Here is a 23981-nt window from a genome sequence, read left to right as displayed (position 1 = left end):
TAACCATGACTGATAAAGATCTTAATTGGCGTGGAGCTGATCTGTGCCAACAGCAGTCAGGCCAAGGGGCGCGTTGAGCGCGCAAACCAGACGCTGCAGGACCGTCTGGTGAAGGAAATGCGCCTGGAAAACATCAGCTCAATCACGGAGGCCAATCACTGGCTCGCTACCTTCATTGCAGACTTCAACCAGCGCTTTTCCTGTCCGGCTAAATACCCCAAAGATCTGCACCGTCCGGTGACGGAAACACAAACCGAGCTGAATGATATCTTTGCCTGGCAGGGACTGCGGTCGCTGTCTAAATCCCTGACTATACGTAATGATGTTGTTTCGGAATTTGCCCCCCTGTTTTTTTGCTATCCACAATCAGTGCTCCATATATTAAATTTTTAGCTACCCTGCATTTTGTAACATGCTTGTCGATGAATACACAGATAGACTGAACCCCTACTCTTTTGTTCTCGAGAGATGCCTGGCTATCTAACTTAACGTCATCACATCCAACTTTCTGTTGAAATCGTCCGTAATTGGATGACCGCCGACGGTCTCTGGCGTCCTCATTCCCACTGGCGAACACTATGTTATTTTGAAAGTACATTTAAACAACATCTATAAAAAAAAGCCTGAGTTCGACAATATATCGACCCAGACTTTAAAAATAAGATTAAATACGCTTTGATTTATATCAAGCAGAGTCCATTACTAAGGTTGCGGAAGCTGTGAAATTACCTTGTACATTTTCAGCGCCAGGACTAATAACAGGAGAAAATGTAATAGTCTCACTTCCTGCTCCATCCACTAACTTTGAGTCAAAATGACCATACGGTACAACTGGCTGGTCATCATGCATCATAACAACGCCAACATTAGGTAGTGACGAACCTATAGCCCCTGCATCAAAACTTGCCGGATTAGCCAGGAGGTGAATTTTGATATCCAGTGTCATAGAGCTGCTACAACTGAAAGTCAGTGGAATGCTTTTCTTAATAGTCGAAGACGGTCCATCCGTTTTCAGTTGACTCGCATCTATATCGTTAAAATCCACATTAATTACTTGACCATTATTTATAGTACAATCAGGAGTAACAGGGATAACTTGCCCTAACGTTCGGATCTCGGTCATAGGCTTATCTGAAAAAAAGCCGGCTGCTGTTGACCGGTAATAATGCGCAAGCTTAATTCCCGGAGGGATAACGATAGCTCCGCCTATAACATCCTTTGTCAATGTCAAAACAACCTGCCCTTGCGACCCTTGGCTAAGGTTAGTTAAACTTTGTGGTGAAGAAGAAATATATGTACTACTCCCATTTTTATGATCGGTGTAAGGCACCAGCACATATTTACTACCGCTCATGATGCCTACAGTTGCACTTAAGTACGGGGTCAGTGTGGCAACGTTGCCTGAATATGGAAGATTAGCAAAATTTGCTTGATCATAGTTCAACGTTCCACCTACCCCCCCTTCACAAATTCCATTATATGTGCCGGGATCATCCCATATATATGTGGCAGAGCCACCCGCCTTGGTAGTAGTAAAAGTTCCTGAAGTTAATGTCACAACATATACATTCAATGGGTCGGTCCAACAAGCACCCGGCGTCTTAGCTGATGCGCCCTCCGAAGGTTCTGCGAAAACGAGACGGGAAAAGGATGCAAGAATAAATATTATTATATAAGATGATTTAGGCATTAAGTTTTTCATTCATACACCATCTCAAACGTTGCAGTTGCACTAAATTCTCCAAGGACGATCGCATTGTTCGTTATCGCCGTAGAAGATGCCTGGATGAAAGCCAGAAATGAAATCTGATTGTCACCGTCATTGAGGTTTACCAGTTTGCTGGCTTCGTTAAGCGGCAGCAGCGTCCCGTCAGCATTAGTGATGGCCACAGCGACACCTTTAGCCCCCGATGTGGTATCAAGCATCAGCAGGCCGGGCTGGTCGCTGTCTTCTGTACCCCGGAAGATAAAGCTCACCGTGTTCCCCAATGAAGTATCACAGTCTTGCAAAAGTATAGTAAATCTCTGCTGTGGGCTGTGGCCGTTAGTATAAAGATATTTATCAATAATTGTGCCAAAGTCGGCGACGATATTATCGCCCTTGTCACCCACCGCCAGCGTACAAGGGTCTTCAACCAGGGTACCATCAAAATCGACCTGTGAATTCGCCTTACTTACACTGGGCACACTGGTTAATACGAGCGCCAGCAACGCTGCTGGCAGAGCCTTTTTATACATAGTTGATTGCCTCATGCGACATTCACCACCAAGGTCGCGGTTGCATGGAAGGTTCCTCCGGTCAAGTTAGCACCCTCTCTTTTAACCGGCACGGCGGTTAGCGTTGGCTGAGGAGCATAAGTAATTTCGGTATCGGTATTGAGATCCAGATCCTCACCGTTTTTCTTAATTTTAATCGCCAGGCCGTCTACATTCGTCGCGATGGCATTATCGTCAAAATCAGAGACGGTACCTTTGATACTCAGCGTTAATGCCGGATTATCTTCACCTCCCTGGTTATTACAGGAAATGGTAAAAGGGATTGCGGTTTCAAAATTGACACCATCCACTTTCTTCACCCCGATATTATTAAATTGCACATTAACATTCTGGTCCTGGTTAACCTGGCACTGAACTACAACCAGCGACCCATGAAACTGAACGTCAGAGTCCGCCAAAACAAGATGAGGGAAAGTAAATATTAGCCAGAGTAAATTCAACCAATAAATAACACGTAATTTATTCATATTAACGCCTTGTTATTCGAGCCGCATAACCAGCGTAGCGGTAGCCGAAAAATCCCCACCAGGCAAATTCACGAGTTTACTTTTTATTGGCACCGCAATAAGATTCAGCGGTTCATCATAGTTAATATCCCCCCAACTATTGATATCCATAGCGTCTGTGCCGTTATAAATTTTGATGCCCAAACCATCAATGCTAGTTTTTAATGCTCCGCTGTCAAAATCACTCGGCGTACCCGTGACGGAAAATTGAATTGTACCGCCAGGTTTGTGGTCACAGGTCACCTTTACCGGCAATTCTTTGGCGTGATAGGCTTTGCCATCAATCAAATCTGTACGCACATCACTGCCAAAATCGATATCAGGGCTGGCCACATCATTATTAATTTTACACACTGGAGGCGGTAGGATATTGCCGGTAATTTGTACTGGCGTGCCTCCGGTCGTTGCGGTTAAATTCGTACCCGGAGGGAGTGGGCCATCTGCATGGGCGATATTAATTCCTCCAAAGGTTATTAATAGTAACCAGACATGTGACACCAAATAAACATAGTGTTGTTTTATCATAATTTATCAGTAGTAATGTATTTTAAAATCCACCGTAGCATGAAACGGCCCTAATACCAGTTTTTCACTGGTACGCTCAATGGTTGCGCTGTATTTCAGCGTATTCTGACCATTATTTAAAAAAGTCGGGGAAGTAAACTCGCCTAAATGCACCACATGATATCGGCTATCCTTCAGTCGTAAACCAATACCATGTACCCCTTTAACCTGGATAAGGTCTGGGTTGGTCCCGTCATTTACAGAGACAAACTCCATATACATAACCGATTGATCACTGGCACCGGAAACTGTACCACTGATCTGATTAACCAAACGCGAAGCAGACGAAATACAGTGGCGCAGAGTGAAGTCAAACTCCACCCTTTGCCCCTGATCGCCTGGTTTGCGAAGTTGGGCGTTATTGATAGCCCCCAACTCTATTTCCTGAAAGTTGGAGACCATATCCAGCATGCACGGGGATTCGGTCATAACGCCATCGATTTTTAATTCCCCCTGCTGACCGCCTACCTGCCCGCATAGTGCTGGGCTGGATAACATCAAGACCATCAGAAACATCCCTGTGCGCATAGCGGCAACTCCTGGCCTAGTCACTTGTTTATTCCACTTTGTTGGCAGTAACTTTGCATTCGCTGCCAGTACAAGCGAAGTGCAAAGTTGGGCGGCCACCGTAGTCGTTAATGTAAGTAATCAATGGTGTGCTTCCCAGATTTACGGCCCCCAACGGAGCAGAGCTTTTCGGTGCAATCATGACCGGCTTAAATTTATTACCGCTACTGGCATCGCTGGCCCGGGCATCAACCAAAGTGACATAATAGGCGCTTGGGTTAGTCACTTTATAGCCATCACTTTGTTTAGTCAGGGTCAGATCATTTTGCCATGCACTGACAACATCATCCTTTTTCGGGATTATTGCAGTTGGGCGATAGAACATTTTCACGCGGGTCTGGAGCGCAAGTTGCAATACGTTTTGTTTATCACTGCGCGGCGGAATTTCACGCAAGTTGAAATAATATAAAGTTTCACGATCCTGCGGCAAGGTATTAATACCCGGTAGCGTTTGGATCTTCACTTGGCTCTTAGCACCAGGTTCCACACGCTGCACTGGTGGCAGAATCGTCAGTGGCCCTTCAATTTTTTGGCCCTTATCGTCTTCAACCCATGCCTGGGCCAGATACGGAAGATGTTGGTTCTGATTTTCGATATTTATGCTTAATGCTTTTTGGTCGCCGTTAAAAATAACGCGCGTGCGATCCATTGAAATCGCAGCATAAGACTGTGAAGAAACAGCCACACCGGCCAACAATAAAAAACCCACTACATGTTTCTTGTTCATACATTACCTGAATATTCGAGCGCTATGCGCTGGTTACAATTAAAAGGTTTATCAATTCGCCGAATGCACGCAAGGCAACAGTAAGTTAGACGCAGAGCCATCACTGTTCTCACTCTTGATTACTTTCGGGAGTTGTATTTCACACTGCTGATCGCCATCCCAGGCAACGGTCATTTTTGCATTGGGAGTCATACCAGTGAGGTAAACCATCCCATTGTCATTCACGATCCCCGTTTCACGCTGTTCCGCATTCTGAACAGTCGCTCCAAATGGGGGGACTGAACCATCTTGTAGGCGTATCACTGCCATCATCTTCTCACCGGCAATCACATCAAATTTGCGATAGCCGATAGCACCTTCAGTGAGGGTTGCCTGAGCCACAGATTTCACTGCTTCAACATTGTCCGAAAGCTTCGAGACGTCAATGGTGGCATCGGTACGATAATAGCTGTTGATCCCTGAAATGACAGCTTTTCCAAAGTAATTCGAGTGACTGGTGCCCGTTGAGCCCTGTATAGGCACTCCTGACACGCCACTGGTGTCCACCATCAAACGGGTTTCCCCTGGCGAGCCAATACTGTGTAACGCAACACCATGAGTTGTTGCCGTCATACCGCCTGTCATTGACACACCAGCAGAACTGTAATCACCTTCCGCATATGCCGCCGTGGCTGTCATTTTGGCCTCATCACCATTATGGGTGTAATAGCCGTTAAACGAGGCATTATTCTCAGCACCCACGCCCGCTGAAAGACTGTAATTATTATTATTATCAATAGTTTTGTTATAACTAACGTTCTGGCTGCTACTGTCTCCGCCGCGCTGCCCGTTATAACTTAGCATTGCACCGTCACCCAGTGGCAAACTCACACTTAAATAGAAGGAATCATCTTTCGTGCCCTGATATACGGAGCGATATAACGATAAATTGACACTCACATCTTTAAAGCTGCCGATATCAAAGTACTTGGATAGTGACACGTTGAAACGGTCATCTGCCGGGCTATCCCAATAAGTCTGGTGACTATAGTTGGCATATACGCTGACACCGAGATCTTTAAACTGCTTATTAAATGTCACCGTATACATCTCTTTGTCGCTATAACTTTCATTGTCGCCATAACGTGCATCGAGAAAGTTATCCATACTCATAAATTCTTTTTCTGAGAAACGATACCCTGCAAAAGTAATTTGGCTATCGTAATCATCGAAACGCTTTGAATAACTAATACGGTACGAGTTACCACTATGCGTGCCATCATCCAGTTGTGCATTCGAACGCGTGATATCGAAAGAGAGCGCACCGAAGATTAATAAATCACGGCCAATACCAATTGATGCTTCTTTATACTCCCCGGAACCTAACAAACCGCCATAGAGTGACCAACCGTTGTTGATCCCCCATGAAAATTCACCCGTACCAAATACCGGCCCCTGTGAGTTGTGGTCAGTGTCATCCGGTTTGCCTGCAGCGGCTTTAAAACGCACAGAACCTGGGCGCGAAAGGTATGGAATACTCGCCGTATCCACCTGAAACGTAGACGTGGTGCCATCTTGCTCGTCGACAGTAACGTCCAGTTTACCGCTTACTGCATCGTTCATATCCTGAATACGAAATGGTCCTGCTGCGACCTGGGTTTCATACAGCACACGTCCTTTTTGCTTCACCGTAACTTTGGCGTTGGTCTTTGCCACACCCACAATTTCAGGTGCGTAACCACGCAGGTTAGGCGGCAGCATATTGTCGTCAGTCTTAATACTGGCTCCGACGAAACGGAAGTTATCGAACATATCGGAGTCGAGATAATCCTCACCCATGGTCAATTTTGCATGAATGGATTTCAGCGCTCGATAGGCATAATAACGGCTCCAATCAAATGATGAGCTTTCGTCACTGCCACTGTTTTTCTGTGCTTGCCAGTCAGCACGAAAACGCCAGGATCCTAGATTCGCACCAGTAGTACCATTGCCACTGATGTTCGTGTTAGCAGCACTTGACTGTGGACGATTGCGCTGGGCATTCAGGTTGTAATCAAACAAGACACCAGGCAGGCCATCGTCCCACAACGCAGGTGGATCCCAGTTTTCTGCTGTATATTCGAGGTAGGCTTGCGGAATGTTTAAATACAGGGAGTTAGTTCCCAGATCGCCTTTAGCTTCCATTCCTTGCAAAGAAGTTAGATCGAGACATTTGCCATCATTCCACCAGATAAGTTTATTTTGGTATTCTTCTTTTAGACCTAAAAATTTAACTTGCTCGGGTGCAAGGCACACTACACTACCCTTAGCATCATCTGGCGGGACCATATAAATTACTGGTTGGTCGGTGACAATCTGTTTATTGATATGAATATCCATTTGATAGTTGCCTGGCATAACAAAACCTGCCCGAGCAAACTGAGAAATATCGATATTTTTTTGATCTTTCACATCAAGAACATCAGTATTAAATTCAACTGTATCGCTACACCATACGGGAACACTGTGTAATAGAAGACTAGTAAAAATTGCCAAGGGCGACAATCGGTACAACTTTGATAAAGTAATTGTCGTCAATTTTTTATTAACCATTAGTAGTATTCCAGTTGATATCTGATTACTGTGTGATAGCTCCCTGCTTGTAACGAGTTATTGTCTTTTTGAAGACGAAGTCGATAATTAAGAGTAATACTCTCAGCATCTATAACACCTGCAGACATGGCTTGTCCTGGCAGGGCTGAATTACCATATTCATCTTTAATATCAAGGCCAAAACCGCGAGCATCACCATCAAGCCCAAATAAATTACCGTCGATATAATTACCATCGAACGTAACGCTAAAATAACTCCAGTTTGGTTCTGTTTTACTGGCAGAAACAAACGTGCAATTATTTAACTTAATTATAAAGGATGTCTCACTACTATGGCCAATTTGTGCTATTTCAGCTGCTGAAACCACACCAAGACTTAAACTCTGATCCTGACTATTGGTGTCGATGGTACATGCAGAGCCCATAATTGACCCCGACATTGTTGCACGACCATGGTCATCATATCCGCTTACGCCACTTTTGGCAGCGTAAGCGGATATTAAAGGCCATAACAGTAATTGCACTAAAGCAATTCGTTTTACGTAATCCATTACACCGGCCTATATAAAGTTAATTCTGTGACTAGCTTATGCGACTGACTTAGTTGTAGCTCAAAGAAAAGTTAGCAACACTTGTGAACGAACCAGGGACGATAGCTGCAGATGCGCCTTCATCACCTTGCAAGAACGCTGCGAAGTCCAATTCGTTGCTGCCGTCAACCAATGGACGAGCGACGGATGGTGTACCCAAAACAACCGGGCTACCCGCGCCATCAATCAGAGCGATACTTGCGCCGCTTGCAGAACCAGTGATGCCCAGCAGATCCGGGTTACCGGTACTTGGTGAGCCGCTGAAGGTTACAGTCACACCGTCAGTCAGTTGAGCCGTGTCACACTGGGTCAACAAAATTTTGAAATTCACTGGTTCTGAACGGCCACCATCTTTCAGCGCTGTGTTAGAAATCGCACCCATTGGGATAGTCTGATCAACAGATTCTGGATCGATTGAACATGGAGCATCAATGATCGAACCATTGAAGTGAACAGTACCATGACCCTGGTCTTTTAAATCAGCGTGTGCAGCTGTTACTAAAGTCATACCCAGGCTCAAAGCCAAAACAATTTTAGAGATTTTCATTTAAGAAGTAGTTCCTATAGATATCATGATTAACAAATATGGATGCAAACCGTTTGCTCCATCCACACCCATTTGCATTAAGTGCTGAGATGCATAATAGCGATATTCATAAACAACACCATGTAAACGTAATGTGTTTACTGGACTTTGGATCCAGTATCGGATCGTAAATCCCAAATAATGAAATATAATTGCTGTGATTATTTTTATATTGAATTATCTTTAACGAGACTATAATGATTTATCTTTCCCTTTAATAAGCAGAGAGACATTTCTGATATATTTATTATCTATTATTTATCCGTTACTTATCAGGATGCTCTATGATTTAGAGATAATTTCGTTAAAATTCGTATAGAATTATCATTCTAAATTAGTATGCGGAGGGTGTGATGCAGAGACCGTTTAGCCGTCTTTTGGATGTCGACACGCAGTATCCTGAGGCATTAGAGAGGCTTTTCGCCACGTTAATGCCACTGGCTGAAAAAAAAAGTTTGAAACGCAATGACGTATTTATGGACTTTAATCGTGATGACGAGCAAGTGATGTTGGTTGAGAAAGGCACTATCGGCTTTTACCGCAAAAGTGACCGTCTGCTGATTCATGAAACCCAGGCACCAGCCATTTTGGGATTAGCCCATGCATTTCAACATGCTGATGTCATTGCGCAAGCCCACACCGCAATGACGCTTTGGTACATCCCCAGAGAATCGGCATTAGAATCCATTGAGACAAAAGGGCTATGGCGAGAAGTATCTCTGGTATTAGGGCGTATTATTAAGGCCTATGTGATTCGTGATACCAACCTCGTCGCCCAAGATGCTTATCATATTGTCAGACACCATCTCGGGTTATTAATGGCTCTACCAATAGAAGACCGTTACACCACAACAGCTGCCAAATTCATTACAAGCCGCTCCATGCTTTCACGCAGCAGGGTGATGGACATTCTCAAAGAGTTAAGCGCAGGAAACTACATAACGATCAAAAATGGGATATTGGTGAACATCGAGAAACTACCAGATAAATTCTGACCTTAATAACTGTCAGACATATAGAAAAGAAAAACCTGCTCATGCTGTTGAAATGAGCAGGTTTTTCTTAGCTGTACCTTTATGCAACTTTTTACCTGAGCAATAAAACAATGTTAACCCACAAACGCTTAACCTACAGCGTGGTGTTTCTCATCAGCTGTTACTTCATGATTATTATGCATATTTACATTCCCAATATGGGTGGTTTAGGTTTGAAACTACCTGGCAATATTTTGTGTTGGGGTATTATTTCGCTAGTTATTTTTGTTGCCGGGATTTTATTATTTAGCTTACCCGTGCACGCCCTACCCCAGTCACTTAAACTCTTTATTCTAGGTGGCATCTTGTTGAGCCTACCCGCACTTTACACTTCACAAGTTGTCTCCAGCACTGCCTATATTCGCCTCGCGGGTTTATGGGGTGGGATCGCGCTATTTTGGGTGTTAACCCTGATGCCTTTTAGCTCACAGCAAAGAAAGTTACTATTGTTAAGCGTGTTAGTTGGCGCGTTGATGGAGTGGAGTATCACGCTCTGGCAGTTCACAACACATAGCTATGATAACTGGATGGAGTTCGTTCCTGGGACGCGCCCATACGGTATATTCCAGCAAATCAACGTGCTTGCCAGTTTCCTTGCCACCGGCTATGCCATCGCACTATGGTTTTGCTTGAATACAGCAAACCGCCTGCTAACAAATTTTTGCCGCCTCGCTGTGTTTTTGCTTCCTGCGATGTTGGTGATTCTTCAGTCACGGATCGGCTACCTTGGTAGCACAGCTGTATTGGCCATGATGTGTGTCATTTACCGCCACCAGCCCCGAAAAATCTTGCTGCTGATCGCCCTTTCCCTTTGCGGCGTTGCTATCGGTGAGTTATTGAAGAATAGCCACTGGCTGGAATCATTAGATGCAATTGTCGATAAAGAAGGCTCGAACAGCGAAAGGATTTACATTATAAAATCCACTATTGAAATGATTCGCCAGCGCCCGATTATGGGTTGGGGTTATGGCCATTTCGAATACGTTATTGCAAGAGTGTCCCCACACTTGCTTCACCATACATTTCCATACCCCATCCCCCACGCTCACAATGAGTTTTTATTTGGTTGGGCAGAAGGTGGTATTGCCGCTGCTGCGGGCATGTTGGCCATCGCTGCAGGCTACCTTATGCTTATAAAAGATAATAACCGCTCCGCATTACCATTGTGGGTACTTAGTTTGCCGATTGCACTGCACACCATGACCGAATACCCGCTTTACCAATCGGCAGCCCATTGGTTGACGCTTATTCTGTTGTGCCGCCTGTGCATCAGTGAACAACCATCAGAACTTGCGCAAAAGAAAACGCACAAAGTTGTGGCCGCATCGGTGGTCAGTATATCCTTCTGCGCGGTGGTATTTTTTGCCAGCGGCTTTAAAACCAACCAGGTGCTGACTGAATTTGAACGAACAGGAATGAAAGATTACGGCCCTGTTTCGCAGTTGATTAACCCGTTAGTTCAGTGGGAGCGCTACGACTACGACCGCCACATCGCAATGCTGCTGCAATTTAATCATACTCATGACGCCGCAATACTTAATCATTTTTATCTTTGGGGCAGCGAATATGTCCGCCAACATAACGACGAAAATGTTTACCGCACTTTGATTTCCATTGCCCACCATCAGCATAATTATGTTGAGGAGCAAAAATTGAGAGAGCAACTGGCTATCATCAAACCGCTATCTGGACTGACCCCGCTCCAGTAGACGATCCTACCCTATAGTTTGAGCATATGGGCAAACCACCATTTACCCCAGAATTTAAGGAAGAAGCTGTCCGCCAAATAACAGAACGCGGCTATTCCGTTGCCGAAGTTTCCGATCGTCTGGGCGTTTCTACCTGGAATATCGAATCGGTAACTCATGACGAGATAACTAAGCCGAGATGAACATCAAAGTTGAGTACTGAAAGGTTGAAGAACATGAACCCGTTAATCCGCCTCTGTGAGTTGAAACGTCACCAGACCTACGTAATCTGACAGGTCGTGCAGAAGAAACCGACGGTTTTACAATGTCGCAAATATGCTGAGAGTGGTGGGCGTTTGGTCTCCAATTTATTAATGTTACCATTTATTAAGCTACTATTAATCTGATACAGACATATCGCCCCAGGGTTTAGAAGATGAACAATACTAAAGATACTACGCCTGTGACTCTCCGGGATTTAAAACCTGTAAAAGATGTGGATTTTTTGATCAAAACACTTGCAACGCATGCCACTTTTATTTCTGCTCGTAGAGGTCAGCGTTTTAACTATCTGAGCAATGGCCAAGCCATGTGCTATTTGATTGAAGAGGGAGACGTCACCATTCACCGTGCCGCTGACGGGCGAGTGATAAGTTCTGCCTATGGACCTGCGATATTGGGGACAGGTAATTATATCGTTGCGCAGGATGCCACTTACATCACGGCCAACCAACCAATGCGACTAGGGGTGTTACCGCTGGACGTACTTGCCACGCAACTGGAAGAAGGAAACTTATGGCGACCTTTTTCTCATTTGCTGCTTTTCACCATCAGTCATTTTCTGCATCAGAATCTGAAACAGGTTACTCCCACTTCGTATGAGAGGATCCGCACTCAAATTCTCACGCTAAACAGTGAGCCGGAAGAGATAAAGAGCAAAACGAATTTGGCGCGCTATATTCAGGACAGAACTCTGCTATCCCGTAGCCATATCATGATGATCATTTCGACATTAAAAAAAGGCGGGCATATAGAGGTTAATCGAGGGGTGTTAGTGAGTGTAGAATCCTTGCCGAAGAAATTTTAAACTAAATTCATGTATTTTTCATAAAATACATGAATTTAGAAAACCTCAGTGTCTCTTGCACATGTTACCAGGAAATAAATTTCACTCATTTAATGTGTGTCCATACAGCTGTGGGGACTTTGTCCGTTGTGGATCAGTAATTCAGGACACCTCGAAATCCTGTTAATGTTAAAACAGTGAACGAGAGGTAATCCATGATCAAAACTCGTCGGACTAAACGCGCATCTTCCCCAGAACTAAACTCGAAGCTATCTAGCCTCCATGCTCTCAGTCGTGGCGCTGCAGGTATTCGGGTAATCAGCCAGATGTACGCCAGAGTGGCGTTGATGCAGGCCGGTAGCTGACTGATGCAGGAGTGCTGGCTGACGAGCCGCCAGCCTGCTAAACATCGCTACCGGATAAATGAAGACAACAGTCCGGCATTACCAAACATGTGTCTGTTCATATTTCAAACCCGATTTAGGTTAGCCAGTTACATCAACAATCTCCATGCTGTAAATCAGCAGAGAGTTCACTGGCACGGGATGTTCAAGTCTGACGGTGTCCTCAACCAGAGAAGGCGGGATCAGTACCTGAATTTTTCCGCCTGCGTGCAGTAATTTAACGGTGTCACGCAATGCAGGCATCATATTTTTAACGCGGAATATCTGGTTAGCGTTTTGTACCGAAGGTTCATCAACCACGGTGCCATCAATCAACGTCCCTTTAAAACGAATCGCCACCGTCGAGTTATCAGTAATATTACTCCCCTCTCCATCGCTCTCCACAATGTAATAGAAACCTTTCTGCGACTTTTTAGCCCCCTCACGTTGCGAGAAATTAGTGATATACGTATTACTGGTAACCAGACGTTTATCATTTTCAGCCGCCGTCAGAACCTTAACTTGCTCGTCAAACACAGACAAAGTGTCACGCACCTCGTTATCGCTCATTTTCTGCTGATGGTTAAAGGCGTCCATCATCCCGGCCAGCAGAATGTCTTTATCCAGCGTCATATGCAGTAATTTCTGTTCAGCTATCTGATCTTCAATATATTTGGCCATGCCCACGCCAGATGCGTAGGCACGTTTTTGTTCTTCGCTGTCGAGTTTAAATACTGGTGCGCTCTCTTTAGCCGCCTCCGCCGGTTTTTCTTCACTCACCGTTTCGGCCGGGATCACCGGCAGCGACGTCGGCTCGGGGGCGGAATTTTTACTTTCCTCAGGCACTGGTGCATTGGCCTCATTGGCCGGTGGGACTGTAGCGGCTGGCGGCGTTATTTTCGTGGTGTCTTCAGGCTTCGCGTCCGGAACCTCGGCTTGAGCGGGTACATCCACATTCACAGATGATGGAGGGGGAGATTCGGCCCATGCCTGTGTTTGCGAATATAAACATGTCACGATGGTTAAATATAAAAGTGATTTACATTTCATTTGGGTCAACTGTCAAAAAATTTACGCCGATAAGGCAAGGTTAAAGCATCATCATTTAAACTTTATGGTTTTCAAAACATTAAAAAGTCTTATTTCAGACCGGAATGTTAAGGCACAGGAAAACAACTAAGGTAAGGCGGAATCCATTTATTAATCCGCCCCATTCCCCTGGTGACTAATACCACTGATATTTCATTCTCCAGCGCGACAACCGTATCGACGGCAGTGATTCAAGTAAGCCATTACCGCGGCGCTGGGTTCGTCTTTACGACTGACCATCATCAGATTTGCTGACAGTTCCTTCGAATCAAGCACTCGATAAACGACACCGGGGATGGCCACCTGAGCTAACGGCGTGGGGACCATAGCGGTTGGCCGCCTTTAGGCCGTAGCCCCCAGGCTTATTTCCACCACATGCCGTTGACCATCATCCAACAACGGTATGGTATTTCCGGGTAACGGCACGCCATCCATTATCAGTTGATAGTCCCCCGTACTACGCTGCGCGTTAATCTGATAATCACTTGAACCGTAGCGATAAACCAGGCTCACTGAAGGCCAGTCGCGCGGTAGTAACGGGTGAACGGTGATCGAATCGCCGTGGCGTTCAATCCCCAGCAACGTTTCGATGATTAACCGATACGCCCAGCCTGCCGAACCGGTATACCAGCTCCAGCCACCGCGCCCGGTATGCGGCGCAATGCTGTAAATATCCGCCGTCATCACGTATGGCTCGACTTTGTAACGCGCTATCGCATCTGCATTAAGGCCGTGATTTATCGGATTGATCAGCGCCCAGAGTTGCCAGGCCCGTTCGATATTGCCGCTGCGGGCAAAAGCCATCACCGCCCAAATAGCCCCGTGAGTATATTGCCCGCCGTTTTCACGCACGCCAGGCAGATACCCCTGAATATAACCGGGGTTTGGCCCATTGCCGTTAAATGGTGGAGTCAGCAGTTTTATCAGCCCGGCCTCGCTATCAACCAGGCGCGAGTCCAGCGCCTGCATCGCTTGCGCACAACGTTCCGCACTTCCCGCCCCCGACAACACCGCCCAACTTTGGGCAATAGCATCAATCTGGCACTCTTTCGCACTCTGCGAACCGAGGGCTTCCCCGCTATCAAAATAGCCCCGGCGATACCAGGCGCCATCCCAGGCACTCGCCTCAAGTTTGATTTGCAGTTTTGCCGCCTCATCACCGCACAGCGTGGCGGTTTCGTCATCGTGGATTTGCTCGGCAAGCTTCGCAAATTGCTGCAAAACATCGTAGAGGAAGAACCCCAGCCAGACGCTCTCGCCCTTGCCTTCCAGCCCGACGAGATTCATGCCATCGTTCCAGTCTCCCGCGCCCATCAAAGGCAAACCGTGTTGACCAAAACGCAAACTGTGGCGAATGGCTTTTACCCCGTGTTGCCACAGCGTTTCTTCCAGCGCGCTGATAATCGGCTGTTCATAGGCCGACTCTTCACCCGGCTGCAATTCACGGCCTTCAAGGTATGGCAAAGAATGTTCGAGTAAACCGACATCACCGGTCGTCGTCACGTAATGGCAAATTGACAGCGGCAGCCAGAGATAATCATCCGAACAACGGGTGCGAACGCCATTGCCTAACGGCGGATGCCACCAGTGTTGCACGTCCCCTTCCACAAACTGACGCGAAGCGCAGAGCAGAATTTGTTCGCGCAGGCGTTCTGGCGCGGCATGGCTCAAAGCCAGCGAATCCTGAAGCTGATCGCGGAACCCGAAAGCGCCACCAGACTGGTAGTAACCGCTGCGAGCCATCAGGCGGCAAGCGATGGTCTGATACAGCAGCCAGCCATTGGCAAGCAAGTTAACCGCCGGGTCAGGCGTGGAAACGACAATCTGATCGAGCATGCGATGCCAGTAACTGTGAACATTCGCCAGCTCGCTGCGGGCGGCATCTTCATTCAGATACTGATTTATCATCTGCTCCGCATCCTGCGTGTTCTGCCCGATACCCAGCACAAAAATAAATGTCCGCTGATCGCCGTCAATGAGGGTGGTGGCAGACTGAATCGCACCGCACGGGTCCAGCCCCGCACCGGTTTTACCCGACAAAGTGCGCTGTTTCATGGCCGCCGAATCACGCTGTGAACCGTTGCGCCCCAAAAACTCCCGGCGGTCGCCCGTGACGGAACAATGCACGCCCGTCACCGCAAAGAAAGCGGTTCTTTCCGACCCATTGCTACTGTAGAAATTATTCGCCAGCACCCCACAGCCAAGGCCGGTCGTCGAAGCTCGAGTCACCACATGCATCGCCGATTTGCCACGAGACTCACCCAGCGCCCATTCCACATAACCGGTAACAGAGATTTTGCGTGTGCGCCCGGACGTGTTACTGAGCGTCAGAATAGCGATTTTGACCGGAGCATGTTCCGCCACCAGCACCGTTAATTCTGTGTCGATGCCCGTTTCACGGTGCGCGAAAACGCTATAACCAAAGCCGTGACGGGAAAGATAGTGCCCGTTGCCGCGCACCGGTAACGTGGTGGGCGACCAGACGGCGCCGCTTTCTTCATCGCGCAGGTAATACGCCTCCCCGGAACGATCGCTAATCGGATCGTTTTCCCACGGAGTGAGGCGATACTCATGGGCATTTTCATACCAGGTATAGGCTTGCCCTGCTTCAGATATGACCGTACCAAAACTGGCATTCGCCAGCACATTTGCCCACGGCGCGGGCGTCTGGTCGTTTTCATCAAGCGTAATCTGGTATTCACGGCCATCTTGCGAGAACCCGCCGCGGCCATTGAAAAACACCAGAGCGCGGGTATCCGGCTGCCACGGTTCGTGCTGATTAGCCGGTGTAGCAATGCGCGGAATAAACGCCTGCTGGGTTGGGATCGTGACCTGAAGCCGCTGATTGAGCTGCTCTTTCAGGCCACCAGCGCGATCGTCCAGGACAATTTGCGCCACACTCAGCAGCAAAAGCCGGTCTTCCGCCGACATATGCTCGCCGTTACGCACGAAGATACCGCCGGGTTTGTCTATCTGGCTGGCTTCAGAACCGGCCATCAGCAGTTCCACTATTTGATTTTGTAACTCCTGCTGATAACCCCCAGGATTATCGTTGAGAATCACCAAATCGACCGCCAGGCCTTTTAAGCGCCAGTAATGGTGCGCCTGAATCATGGTGGTGATGAGCAGAATACTTTCATCACTGGTGATATTAAGAATGACAATCGGCAGGTCGCCGGAAATAGACCATCCCCACAAACCTGACTGCCCGCGCCGGTTACGACACAGCGTTTTCGCATCCGCACGCAGTTCTGGGCCTGGGAAAAGCACCGCGCTTGCCAGGCGGTTAAACAGCGTTGCATCGTCTTCATTGGCATTAATCTGGCGCAAGACTATCTGACTATGCGACCACGCGAGTTCAAATACGCGATCGGCAATCGGATGGTCATGATATTTCTCGACCAGTGCCAGGCTTTGCTGGCGGCTTTCCGTCACGCCATAAATAATATCGACCGTAACCGGCAAGCCAGGCTGTAAAACGATGGACTGGCGAATGGCCAGAATTGGGTCGAGCACTGGCCCGACACTGTTACTGAGCAAACCGCCTTGTTCAGTCACAACGGCATTGGCTGGCGTTCTTCCGCGCCCCAGGAATTTGGCGCGGTCAGTTTCAAACGAGATTTCGTTTTGCGCCTGCCCGTGTACCACCATGGTATGAAACATCCACGGGCAACGTTCATCCGGCGCGCGAGGGCGACGATGGCAAAGAATGCCGTGCTGCTCAGGGACCAGCTCCGTCTGAATAAACAAATTACTGAATGCCGGATGCGCCATGTCACTTTCATTGGGTGCCAGAACCACTTCGGCATAAGTCGTCAGCTCGATGGTGCGCGGTTGCCGCCCGCGGTGCAGCAGCGTCACGCGGCGCAACTCAATATCATCTTCGGGTGAGACAACAATCTGCGTTTTCACGCCAACCGTTCCCGCCACAAGTTTGAACTCGGCTCCGGCATCGGTAAATATGGCATCGTACTGGGTGACGGGCTCACCGAGCGGTTGCCAGGTATTACTCCACACTTCATTTGTGACAGGGTCACTGATATAACAAAACGCGCCCCAGTTATCGCAGGTCGCGTCGCTGCGCCAGCGGGTTAGCGCAAGGTCTTTCCAGCGGCTGTAACCGCCGCCTGACTGGCTAACCATCAGGTGATAATTTGAATTCGATAACAACTGGACTTCGGGAATCAGGCTATCAACATCAGTAAACTCGCGGGTTTCATACTGAACCGGTTGCAGTACCCCTTCGTGAGATTCGAAATGACGGCGCGGGCTGTACAACTCAACCGCATCAGGCACCCGTTCTTGCAATAACAAACGTGCCGACTGAAACGCCGGGCTGGTCATAAATCTGTCTACCATCGGCGCACCTGAAAGCACATGCGAAAGTGCCTGGAATGCCATTCCCTGGTGGTGCGCCATCCACGAACGCACCACGGCATACATCTGGCCGCTGGCGAGGCGTGACGGCGTGTAGTCCAGCGACTCATAAAAACCGTATTCACCACGAGCGCCGTTTTTCTCAAGTTTCAGCAGATTTTCACAGGCTTTATGCGGCGAGATAGTTAACGCCATCATGGTGGCGTATGGGGCGATCACCATGTCATCCGCAAGCCCACGGCGTAAGCCAAGCCCTGGCACACCAAAAGCGTGATACTGATAATTTTGCAGCGCATCGAAGGAATAGTAGCCCGACTCTGAAATCCCCCACGGCACGCCCCGCTCTTTGCTCCAGTCAATCTGGCGTTTCACCGCCGACTGGCTCATCTCTTCGAGCAGGCTTCCGGGATAGGTCGGCATCACCAGGTTTGGCATCAGATATTCAAACATTGATCCGCTCCACGACATCAACGCCGTTTCGTTATCAATGGTGGTAAAAAGTCGCCCCAGCGCAAACCAGCTTTTCAGCGGTAACTGATTGGTGGCAATCGCGAGGAAACTGGTCAGGCGAATTTCAGAGGGCAGCAAATCGTAGTGGCTGTTATCGAGCTTATTGTTATCGCAGTTATATCCCACACTCAGCAGGCTGGTGACTTCGTTATACAGGAAGACGAAATCCATTCGGGCGTGTTCAGTCAGGCGTTGTTCCAGCTCGGTAATAATATCCAGACGTGTGCGCGCCTGGCGAATCACGGATTCCGGGGGTGTGCCTTCGCCGCTGTGTTTCGCCTGCGCCAGCCAGGACAGCGTGGGTAGCGATTCACTCTCCCACTGCGCGGGCAGCCAACTGAGAAAGTGCGCCCACTCGTGGCAGATAAGCACTAACTGATGCTGAAGATGATCCACCCAGCGGCGAATCCTCCCGTCCTCGTGACTACACAGGGCGTGCAGGCGATTACTTTGCGCCCGCATATTTTTCAGTTCTGGGAAGAGTAACGACGGATGGAGTGTCAACGCCGTTTTGCAATGGTTGTGCAACTGGCGCAACGACGTCGGGGCATGTTGACCCCAGGTTTTCTCGAGAATTTGCAACGTATCCTCAAGCCCCATCAGCAATTGCCGGGTGTTAAGGATAGGTTGGTTACGCAGCCCGGTTAAACCCGCGCTAAGGGTAAGCAAATGCCCGGCCATATTCCCGCTATCCACACTTGAGACATAGCGCGGATTGAGCGGAGCCAGGGTGCGCGTGTCATACCAGTTATATAAATGCCCCCGGTAATGCTCCATTTTGTCCAGCGTGTCGAGCGTCAGCGTGATGCGTTGCAACATGTCACCTTGCGGAATATAACCAAAATCCCACGCCGTCAGGTTGGCCATCAGCGACAAACCAATGTTGGTTGGCGAAGTGCGGTGCGCAATCACCGGCTGGGGAATTTCCTGGTAGTTATCCGGCGGCAGCCAGTTTTCTTTCTCAGTGACAAACGTTTCAAAAAAGGCCCAGATCTCGCGGCTACTCTGGCGCACCAGGCGTTTGTTTTCAGCATTAAACGTGATGGCCTGGCGGACAGGTTCGCGGCTCAACCAGCTTAATAACAAAGGAGCCAGGCACCACAGAACGCCAATGGGCACCGCAAAAAACAGCAGCATCGGTGAAAGCCAAGATGCCAGAGCAATTAACGCCATACCTGAAACCACATTGAGCCACATCGCACGATAAAAACGCAGCGGTGATGTTTGGGCTCCTGACACGTGTTGGTCAAAACTGGCCCACTGATTGAGGTTGTGATGGCTAATGCTCAGACGCCATAACGTTACCGCAATGGCCTGAAGCGAATACCCGGCTTCATGAGGAAGCGTGATAAACCCCATGCCAACGCGCATCAGACGTTTAAGCCCTCCGTAAGAAACCAGTTTGAGATGCTGCAAGAACGGTCGTCGGGCGGGTTTATTCACAATATCCTGGGCCAGAACCAACGCGCCAGGAAGTAGCAGCGCAACGGCCAGCACCGCCAGCCAGAACAAGGGATTCGGCACCAGTAAAATGGCGCAAAACAGCAGTATCAGAAATGACGGAGCGACCAGGCTGCGGCGCAAATTATCCAGCAATTTCCAGCGTGAAAGCGTGGTCAGCGGGTTTTTGTCATGCGTTCCGTCTGCCTTTCTGACGTTGAATTTCAGCCAGTTAAGCAACTGCCAGTCACCGCGTATCCAGCGGGTACGACGGGATACATCGGTCAGGTAATTATTCGGGTACTGCTCATAAAGCAGAACTTCACTGAGCAACCCCGAGCGGGCATAGCATCCTTCAAGTAAATCATGGCTCAGCACCAGGTTTTCCGGGCAGGTGTTGCGCGTGGCTTGCGCAAAAGTATCGACATCATAAATGCCCTTCCCGACAAAAGATCCTTCGCCAAACAAGTCCTGATAAATATCCGATGACATCATCGAGTACGGGTCATTCCCCGGCACATTACTGGACATCGCCGCATAACGCCCCTGCCCGTCACGCGGAATTTCCTCCGCAAGCCCAGGCTGCAAAATCCCATACCCTTTCACGACGCGCTGTTTTACCGGGTCGTATACCGGGTGATTGAGCGGGTGCGCCATCGTCGCCACCAGTTTATGAGCGGTATCTCGCGGCAGAACGGTATCGCTATCCAGGGTGATGACATATCTCACGCCGGAGGGTGGCGTGATGACATTGCCGTGGACTTCAGAAAACTGCGCTGCGGGTTCGCGTAACCAACTGTTCAGCATCGACAGTTTGCCGCGCTTACGCTCATACCCCATCCAGACGTTTTGCTGTTCATTCCACTGCGCCGAGCGGTGAAGCAGGAAAAACAGAGGCTGGGAGACAGAGGCATAGCGCCGGTTCAGATTCTGCATTTGCGCTTCCGCCCAGTGCAGCAACTCGTCATTTGCCACCGAATTTTCATCCGGGGAATCGGCGAAATCCGTCAGTAATGCAAAGTACAGGTTTGGCGTGTTATTACCGAGATAGCACACTTCCAGGCTGTTAAGCAGACGGTCGATTCCCGCCCGACTGGTGAGCAGACAAGGAATCACCACCATCGAGCAAAACTCAGGCGGAATGCCCGTCGAGAAATCCATGCGTGGCAACGGCATGGGTGAGCGAAAGCGGGTTGTGGCTTCACTCAGCAAATTGACTGCTAACTGGCTGACTATCACCACCAACGGCAGCGCCAGAAGCACCAGCGGCCAGGTCATACCTTGTTCATGGGGACGGGACAATACGTGGGCAGTAAAGGCAGTCGTCAACAGGCTGAGACTACCCAGCCAGGAAAGCAGCGGAATTTGATTAAAGCTGTGGCGCAACCGCACCACCCAGGACGTATTGGCCCCAAGCTGTTGTTCAAGTGCTACGCGCCCTTCACCGATTAAGTAATACCCCACATGATGCCCCGGCGATTCGGCGTCCGCAGCCTGAGCCATGCCCAGAATATGACACGCAACTTCCGGCTCACTGTGATGGCTGTGCCTGGCGAGTATTTCAATGATGTGCCGATAATGGTCGCGGGTATCAAAATGCATGGCCGGGTAAATCCCCGACGGATCGCTACGCAATGTTTGTTCAACCAGGCTCATGGCTTCGGCGAAATCTGCCCAGTTGGTTTCACTCAGCAGGCGCAAACCGGCGATGCTGTTACTGACGGAAAGTTGGCTGGCGGCAAGTTGCTGGTTAAAGCGATGAATCAGGTAGTCGGTCGTGACACCGGTCTCCGCCAGGCGCTGTTCAACCCAGGTCAGCGGCAAAGAGAGTATATTCCCTCGCCCCTGTAAGCGGCGAACCAGTTCCGCCACAAAAGCACTGCTTAATGGCGGGCGCGAACGTGCCATATCCGCAATCACCATAATCAAATCGGCTGGGGTGTTTTCGGCACATTCAAAAATTCGCGTCACCCAGACATCCGCCAGATTACGTTCTTTCTGAGCCTCGGCCACTTCGATACTGACGCGGCGTAAATTCTCAATCAGCGCCAGGCGCAACATGCCCGGCAGCGCCCAAAGCTCGCCGAGTGTTAACGGCGTTACCTGCTGATACGCCGCAATATAACTGGTGAGACTGACCGCATCCCAACGCCCATCGGCATGCGCAATGGCTTCGGAGGCAATATCATAAATACGTGGGCAATTGTGCGGAGCGGCGAGCGGTGGAAGCCCCTTGCCAAAGTTCTTGGGCAAATGATGGCGAACCACGCGGATCTGTTCTTCGATCAGATAATAGTTATCCAGCAGCCATTCACCCGCAGGCGTAATACCTGATTTTTCACCCGCGTTGAGCAGATAACAGTTGCTGGTAATGATCGCTTCGTTATCTTCCAGGCGTTTAAGCAAATAGTAAGGCAGCCTGGTGGTCGATATTTTGTGGGAACGCGCCAGCTTCTGACCGTAACGTTCCATTTGAGCAGCAGAAAATAGCTCTGATTTGATAGGACTTTCGTTTGCGGGTTCTGTACCCAACCAGCCAGGAATTTCTGAATGGGGCTCCAGTGTGTTACTCGCGGTAAACCACTGTTTTAAATTTAATTTCATGAATTTGCTCGTCAGGCGATGTGAACGCGCAGGAGCAGTTGTTCAATCAAATCAGAAACTTTCTCTCAGGATGGGGTGTCAGGCATCAGGGATTTAACAGCTGCAAGATTCTTCAAAGTATAGGTTAAAACTTGTTCGTTTTATTCTTGCGGGATTTTCGTCAGGCGTGCCAAAAAGAATAATCAGCGCGGAACGACGAAGAGTGATTTGCATTTTGGGCAGAGCAAAGTTTGCCCCTGACGGATTTTGCTGGCGGCAAACTGGGATTTGTTGCCACAGATCGGACATGTCACGGTGCCGTTAGCGGCATTTTTGAAGCGTTTCATTGCGGAATCTAAGAAGGACATGATGATTTACCTTTCAATGAATGAGGTTCATCGTATCACGCCCTGAATAAATAACGCACAGTTATCGGTTGCTCTGCTTCAATAGATTAGTTTGCGTTTTTGTGCGCCGTTAACGAAATCTCACCAGGCCTCAGGTTCGCGAAGCATATGAACGATATTGCATGGGCTCATCACCCATCCTCCTTTAAAACCCTCTGGTAGTGGCTCGACCGCATCACAGCGAACAACGCCAGAATCAGCAATATGTTTTTCAGCCTGCTTGAAATCCGGGGTAAACAGTTCGAGCCAAACTTCAGCCTGGCTTAATGCAGGCGCTTCATCTATCCACAAGCGGTTCGGGCCAAGTTCGAACCCGGTGGCAGGCGGTTTATCGGTGATCTCAGGAAGCCCGAGAACATTGCGGTAAAAATCGAGTGTCTGTTGAAACTGATGGGGCGGAACTTTGATGGCAATATCAATCCCACCTTTAAATTCTGCGCTCATAAAGTTCTCCTTATTGATGGCTTTTAAACGCTGTTTCGATCATTTCAGTCAGATTGTGCGGATAAACCAAATCAGAAGTCGCGCGTAACTCGTCCGCACTCCACCAGTGATGGTCGCTGATAATTTTAACTTCATTATGGCTCCAGCACTGGGTATTTATCGCATGACTGCCCGAGCGCACCACGTAATACCGTTCCTGCGCCTGAACGATTTCCCCGCTGGGTAGCTTCATGATGAAGTCTCTGCGCGCGACAGACTCCCCCATATCCTGGCAAACAATGCCCGTTTCTTCCTGTAGTTCCCTAATGGCGGCTTGCTCGAAGGATTCACCTGCTTCAACTCCACCACCCGGCGTGGCCCAATAAGACTTGCCTGCCAGCGCATCATCCTTGTGGGTGTATCTGAACAGTAATAGTCGCCCTGCTTCGTCAATAATCAACAATCTGGCTGCGGGTCGCTTTCTCAATTTTAGTCTCCTGTCTGACGAGGCGATTCTGCTCAAAAAAAATCCGATTCTTTACTTTATCGTTTCCTGAATTAAAATAGCTCACTTCATTTCTTCTCTATAGGTA

17 protein-coding genes and 3 pseudogenes are annotated in these 23981 nt (G+C 48.6%); 6 read left to right on the top strand and 14 right to left on the bottom strand.

Going from position 1 to position 23981, the window contains the following annotated elements:
• Positions 1-24: 24 nt before the first annotated feature.
• A pseudogene (locus AC0IWZ_RS09750) lies at positions 25-330 on the top strand (ISNCY family transposase); the annotation flags it as partial.
• 355 nt (positions 331-685) lie between these two features.
• On the opposite strand, the gene AC0IWZ_RS09745 reads toward AC0IWZ_RS09750, so the two are convergent.
• Genes AC0IWZ_RS09745 through AC0IWZ_RS09705 form a run of 9 tightly spaced genes read right to left on the bottom strand, consistent with a single transcriptional unit; the run spans position 686 to position 8349 of the window.
• Positions 686-1702 carry a fimbrial protein gene (locus AC0IWZ_RS09745; protein ID WP_471677446.1) on the bottom strand — a complete coding sequence of 339 codons (1017 nt, stop codon included), beginning with the start codon at positions 1700-1702 and terminating at the stop codon, positions 686-688.
• Complete coding sequence (locus AC0IWZ_RS09740; RefSeq protein ID WP_471677447.1) at positions 1699-2238, bottom strand: fimbrial protein; 540 nt, start codon at positions 2236-2238, stop codon at positions 1699-1701. Before AC0IWZ_RS09740 ends, AC0IWZ_RS09745 begins: the two co-directional genes overlap by 4 nt.
• Before the next feature lie 11 nt (positions 2239-2249).
• Positions 2250-2744 carry a fimbrial protein gene (locus AC0IWZ_RS09735; protein ID WP_471677448.1) on the bottom strand — a complete coding sequence of 165 codons (495 nt, stop codon included), beginning with the start codon at positions 2742-2744 and terminating at the stop codon, positions 2250-2252.
• 12 nt (positions 2745-2756) lie between these two features.
• Positions 2757-3308 (bottom strand): fimbrial protein, encoded by a 552-nt coding sequence (locus AC0IWZ_RS09730; RefSeq protein ID WP_471677449.1) that lies wholly within the window; start codon positions 3306-3308, stop codon positions 2757-2759.
• Between the two features lie 6 nt (positions 3309-3314).
• Positions 3315-3875 carry a fimbrial protein gene (locus AC0IWZ_RS09725; RefSeq protein WP_471677450.1) on the bottom strand — a complete coding sequence of 187 codons (561 nt, stop codon included), beginning with the start codon at positions 3873-3875 and terminating at the stop codon, positions 3315-3317.
• A 28-nt stretch (positions 3876-3903) separates the two neighbouring features.
• Positions 3904-4641 carry a fimbria/pilus periplasmic chaperone gene (locus AC0IWZ_RS09720; RefSeq protein ID WP_471677451.1) on the bottom strand — a complete coding sequence of 246 codons (738 nt, stop codon included), beginning with the start codon at positions 4639-4641 and terminating at the stop codon, positions 3904-3906.
• A 51-nt stretch (positions 4642-4692) separates the two neighbouring features.
• Positions 4693-7212, bottom strand: a complete 2520-nt coding sequence (locus tag AC0IWZ_RS09715; protein ID WP_471677452.1) for an outer membrane usher protein — start codon at positions 7210-7212, stop codon at positions 4693-4695.
• A complete protein-coding gene (locus AC0IWZ_RS09710) occupies positions 7212-7763 on the bottom strand; it encodes a fimbrial protein (RefSeq protein WP_471677453.1) in 552 nt (183 codons plus the stop codon). Before AC0IWZ_RS09710 ends, AC0IWZ_RS09715 begins: the two co-directional genes overlap by 1 nt.
• Positions 7764-7812: 49 nt before the next feature.
• The gene (locus AC0IWZ_RS09705) at positions 7813-8349 is read right to left on the bottom strand and encodes a fimbrial protein (protein ID WP_471677454.1); all 537 of its coding nucleotides are present in this window, start codon (positions 8347-8349) and stop codon (positions 7813-7815) included.
• 392 nt (positions 8350-8741) lie between these two features.
• Here AC0IWZ_RS09705 and AC0IWZ_RS09700 point away from each other — a divergent pair, with 392 nt between their 5' ends.
• The 5 genes and pseudogenes from AC0IWZ_RS09700 to AC0IWZ_RS09680 all read left to right on the top strand — a co-directional run.
• A complete protein-coding gene (locus AC0IWZ_RS09700; RefSeq protein ID WP_471677455.1) occupies positions 8742-9383 on the top strand; it encodes a helix-turn-helix domain-containing protein in 642 nt (213 codons plus the stop codon).
• 110 nt (positions 9384-9493) lie between these two features.
• Positions 9494-11131, top strand: coding sequence for a PglL family O-oligosaccharyltransferase (locus AC0IWZ_RS09695; RefSeq protein WP_471677456.1), 1638 nt, complete (start codon positions 9494-9496; stop codon positions 11129-11131).
• 26 nt (positions 11132-11157) lie between these two features.
• Positions 11158-11274: pseudogene (locus tag AC0IWZ_RS09690) on the top strand (transposase); the annotation flags it as partial.
• A gap of 272 nt (positions 11275-11546) precedes the next feature.
• Complete coding sequence (locus tag AC0IWZ_RS09685; RefSeq protein ID WP_471677457.1) at positions 11547-12197, top strand: helix-turn-helix domain-containing protein; 651 nt, start codon at positions 11547-11549, stop codon at positions 12195-12197.
• 257 nt (positions 12198-12454) lie between these two features.
• A pseudogene (locus AC0IWZ_RS09680) lies at positions 12455-12631 on the top strand (IS3-like element ISKpn37 family transposase); the annotation flags it as partial.
• 30 nt (positions 12632-12661) lie between these two features.
• Here AC0IWZ_RS09680 and AC0IWZ_RS09675 read toward each other — a convergent pair.
• The 5 genes from AC0IWZ_RS09675 to AC0IWZ_RS09655 form a co-directional block, all read right to left on the bottom strand.
• On the bottom strand, positions 12662-13513 hold the full coding sequence (locus tag AC0IWZ_RS09675; RefSeq protein ID WP_471677458.1) for an FKBP-type peptidyl-prolyl cis-trans isomerase N-terminal domain-containing protein: 852 nt from the start codon (positions 13511-13513) through the stop codon (positions 12662-12664).
• Between the two features lie 477 nt (positions 13514-13990).
• Complete coding sequence (locus tag AC0IWZ_RS09670; RefSeq protein ID WP_471677459.1) at positions 13991-22579, bottom strand: GH36-type glycosyl hydrolase domain-containing protein; 8589 nt, start codon at positions 22577-22579, stop codon at positions 13991-13993.
• 182 nt (positions 22580-22761) lie between these two features.
• The gene (locus tag AC0IWZ_RS09665) at positions 22762-22926 is read right to left on the bottom strand and encodes a YnfU family zinc-binding protein (protein WP_156104872.1); all 165 of its coding nucleotides are present in this window, start codon (positions 22924-22926) and stop codon (positions 22762-22764) included.
• A 120-nt stretch (positions 22927-23046) separates the two neighbouring features.
• A complete protein-coding gene (locus AC0IWZ_RS09660) occupies positions 23047-23409 on the bottom strand; it encodes a VOC family protein (protein WP_034495354.1) in 363 nt (120 codons plus the stop codon).
• A gap of 10 nt (positions 23410-23419) precedes the next feature.
• Positions 23420-23875 (bottom strand): NUDIX hydrolase, encoded by a 456-nt coding sequence (locus AC0IWZ_RS09655; RefSeq protein ID WP_034495352.1) that lies wholly within the window; start codon positions 23873-23875, stop codon positions 23420-23422.
• Positions 23876-23981: the final 106 nt, after the last annotated feature.

Source organism: Buttiauxella sp. AC142, from assembly GCF_979253435.1.
The sequence above is the reverse complement of the archived record's forward strand: the minus strand, read 5'-3'. Positions and strand labels throughout refer to the sequence as shown.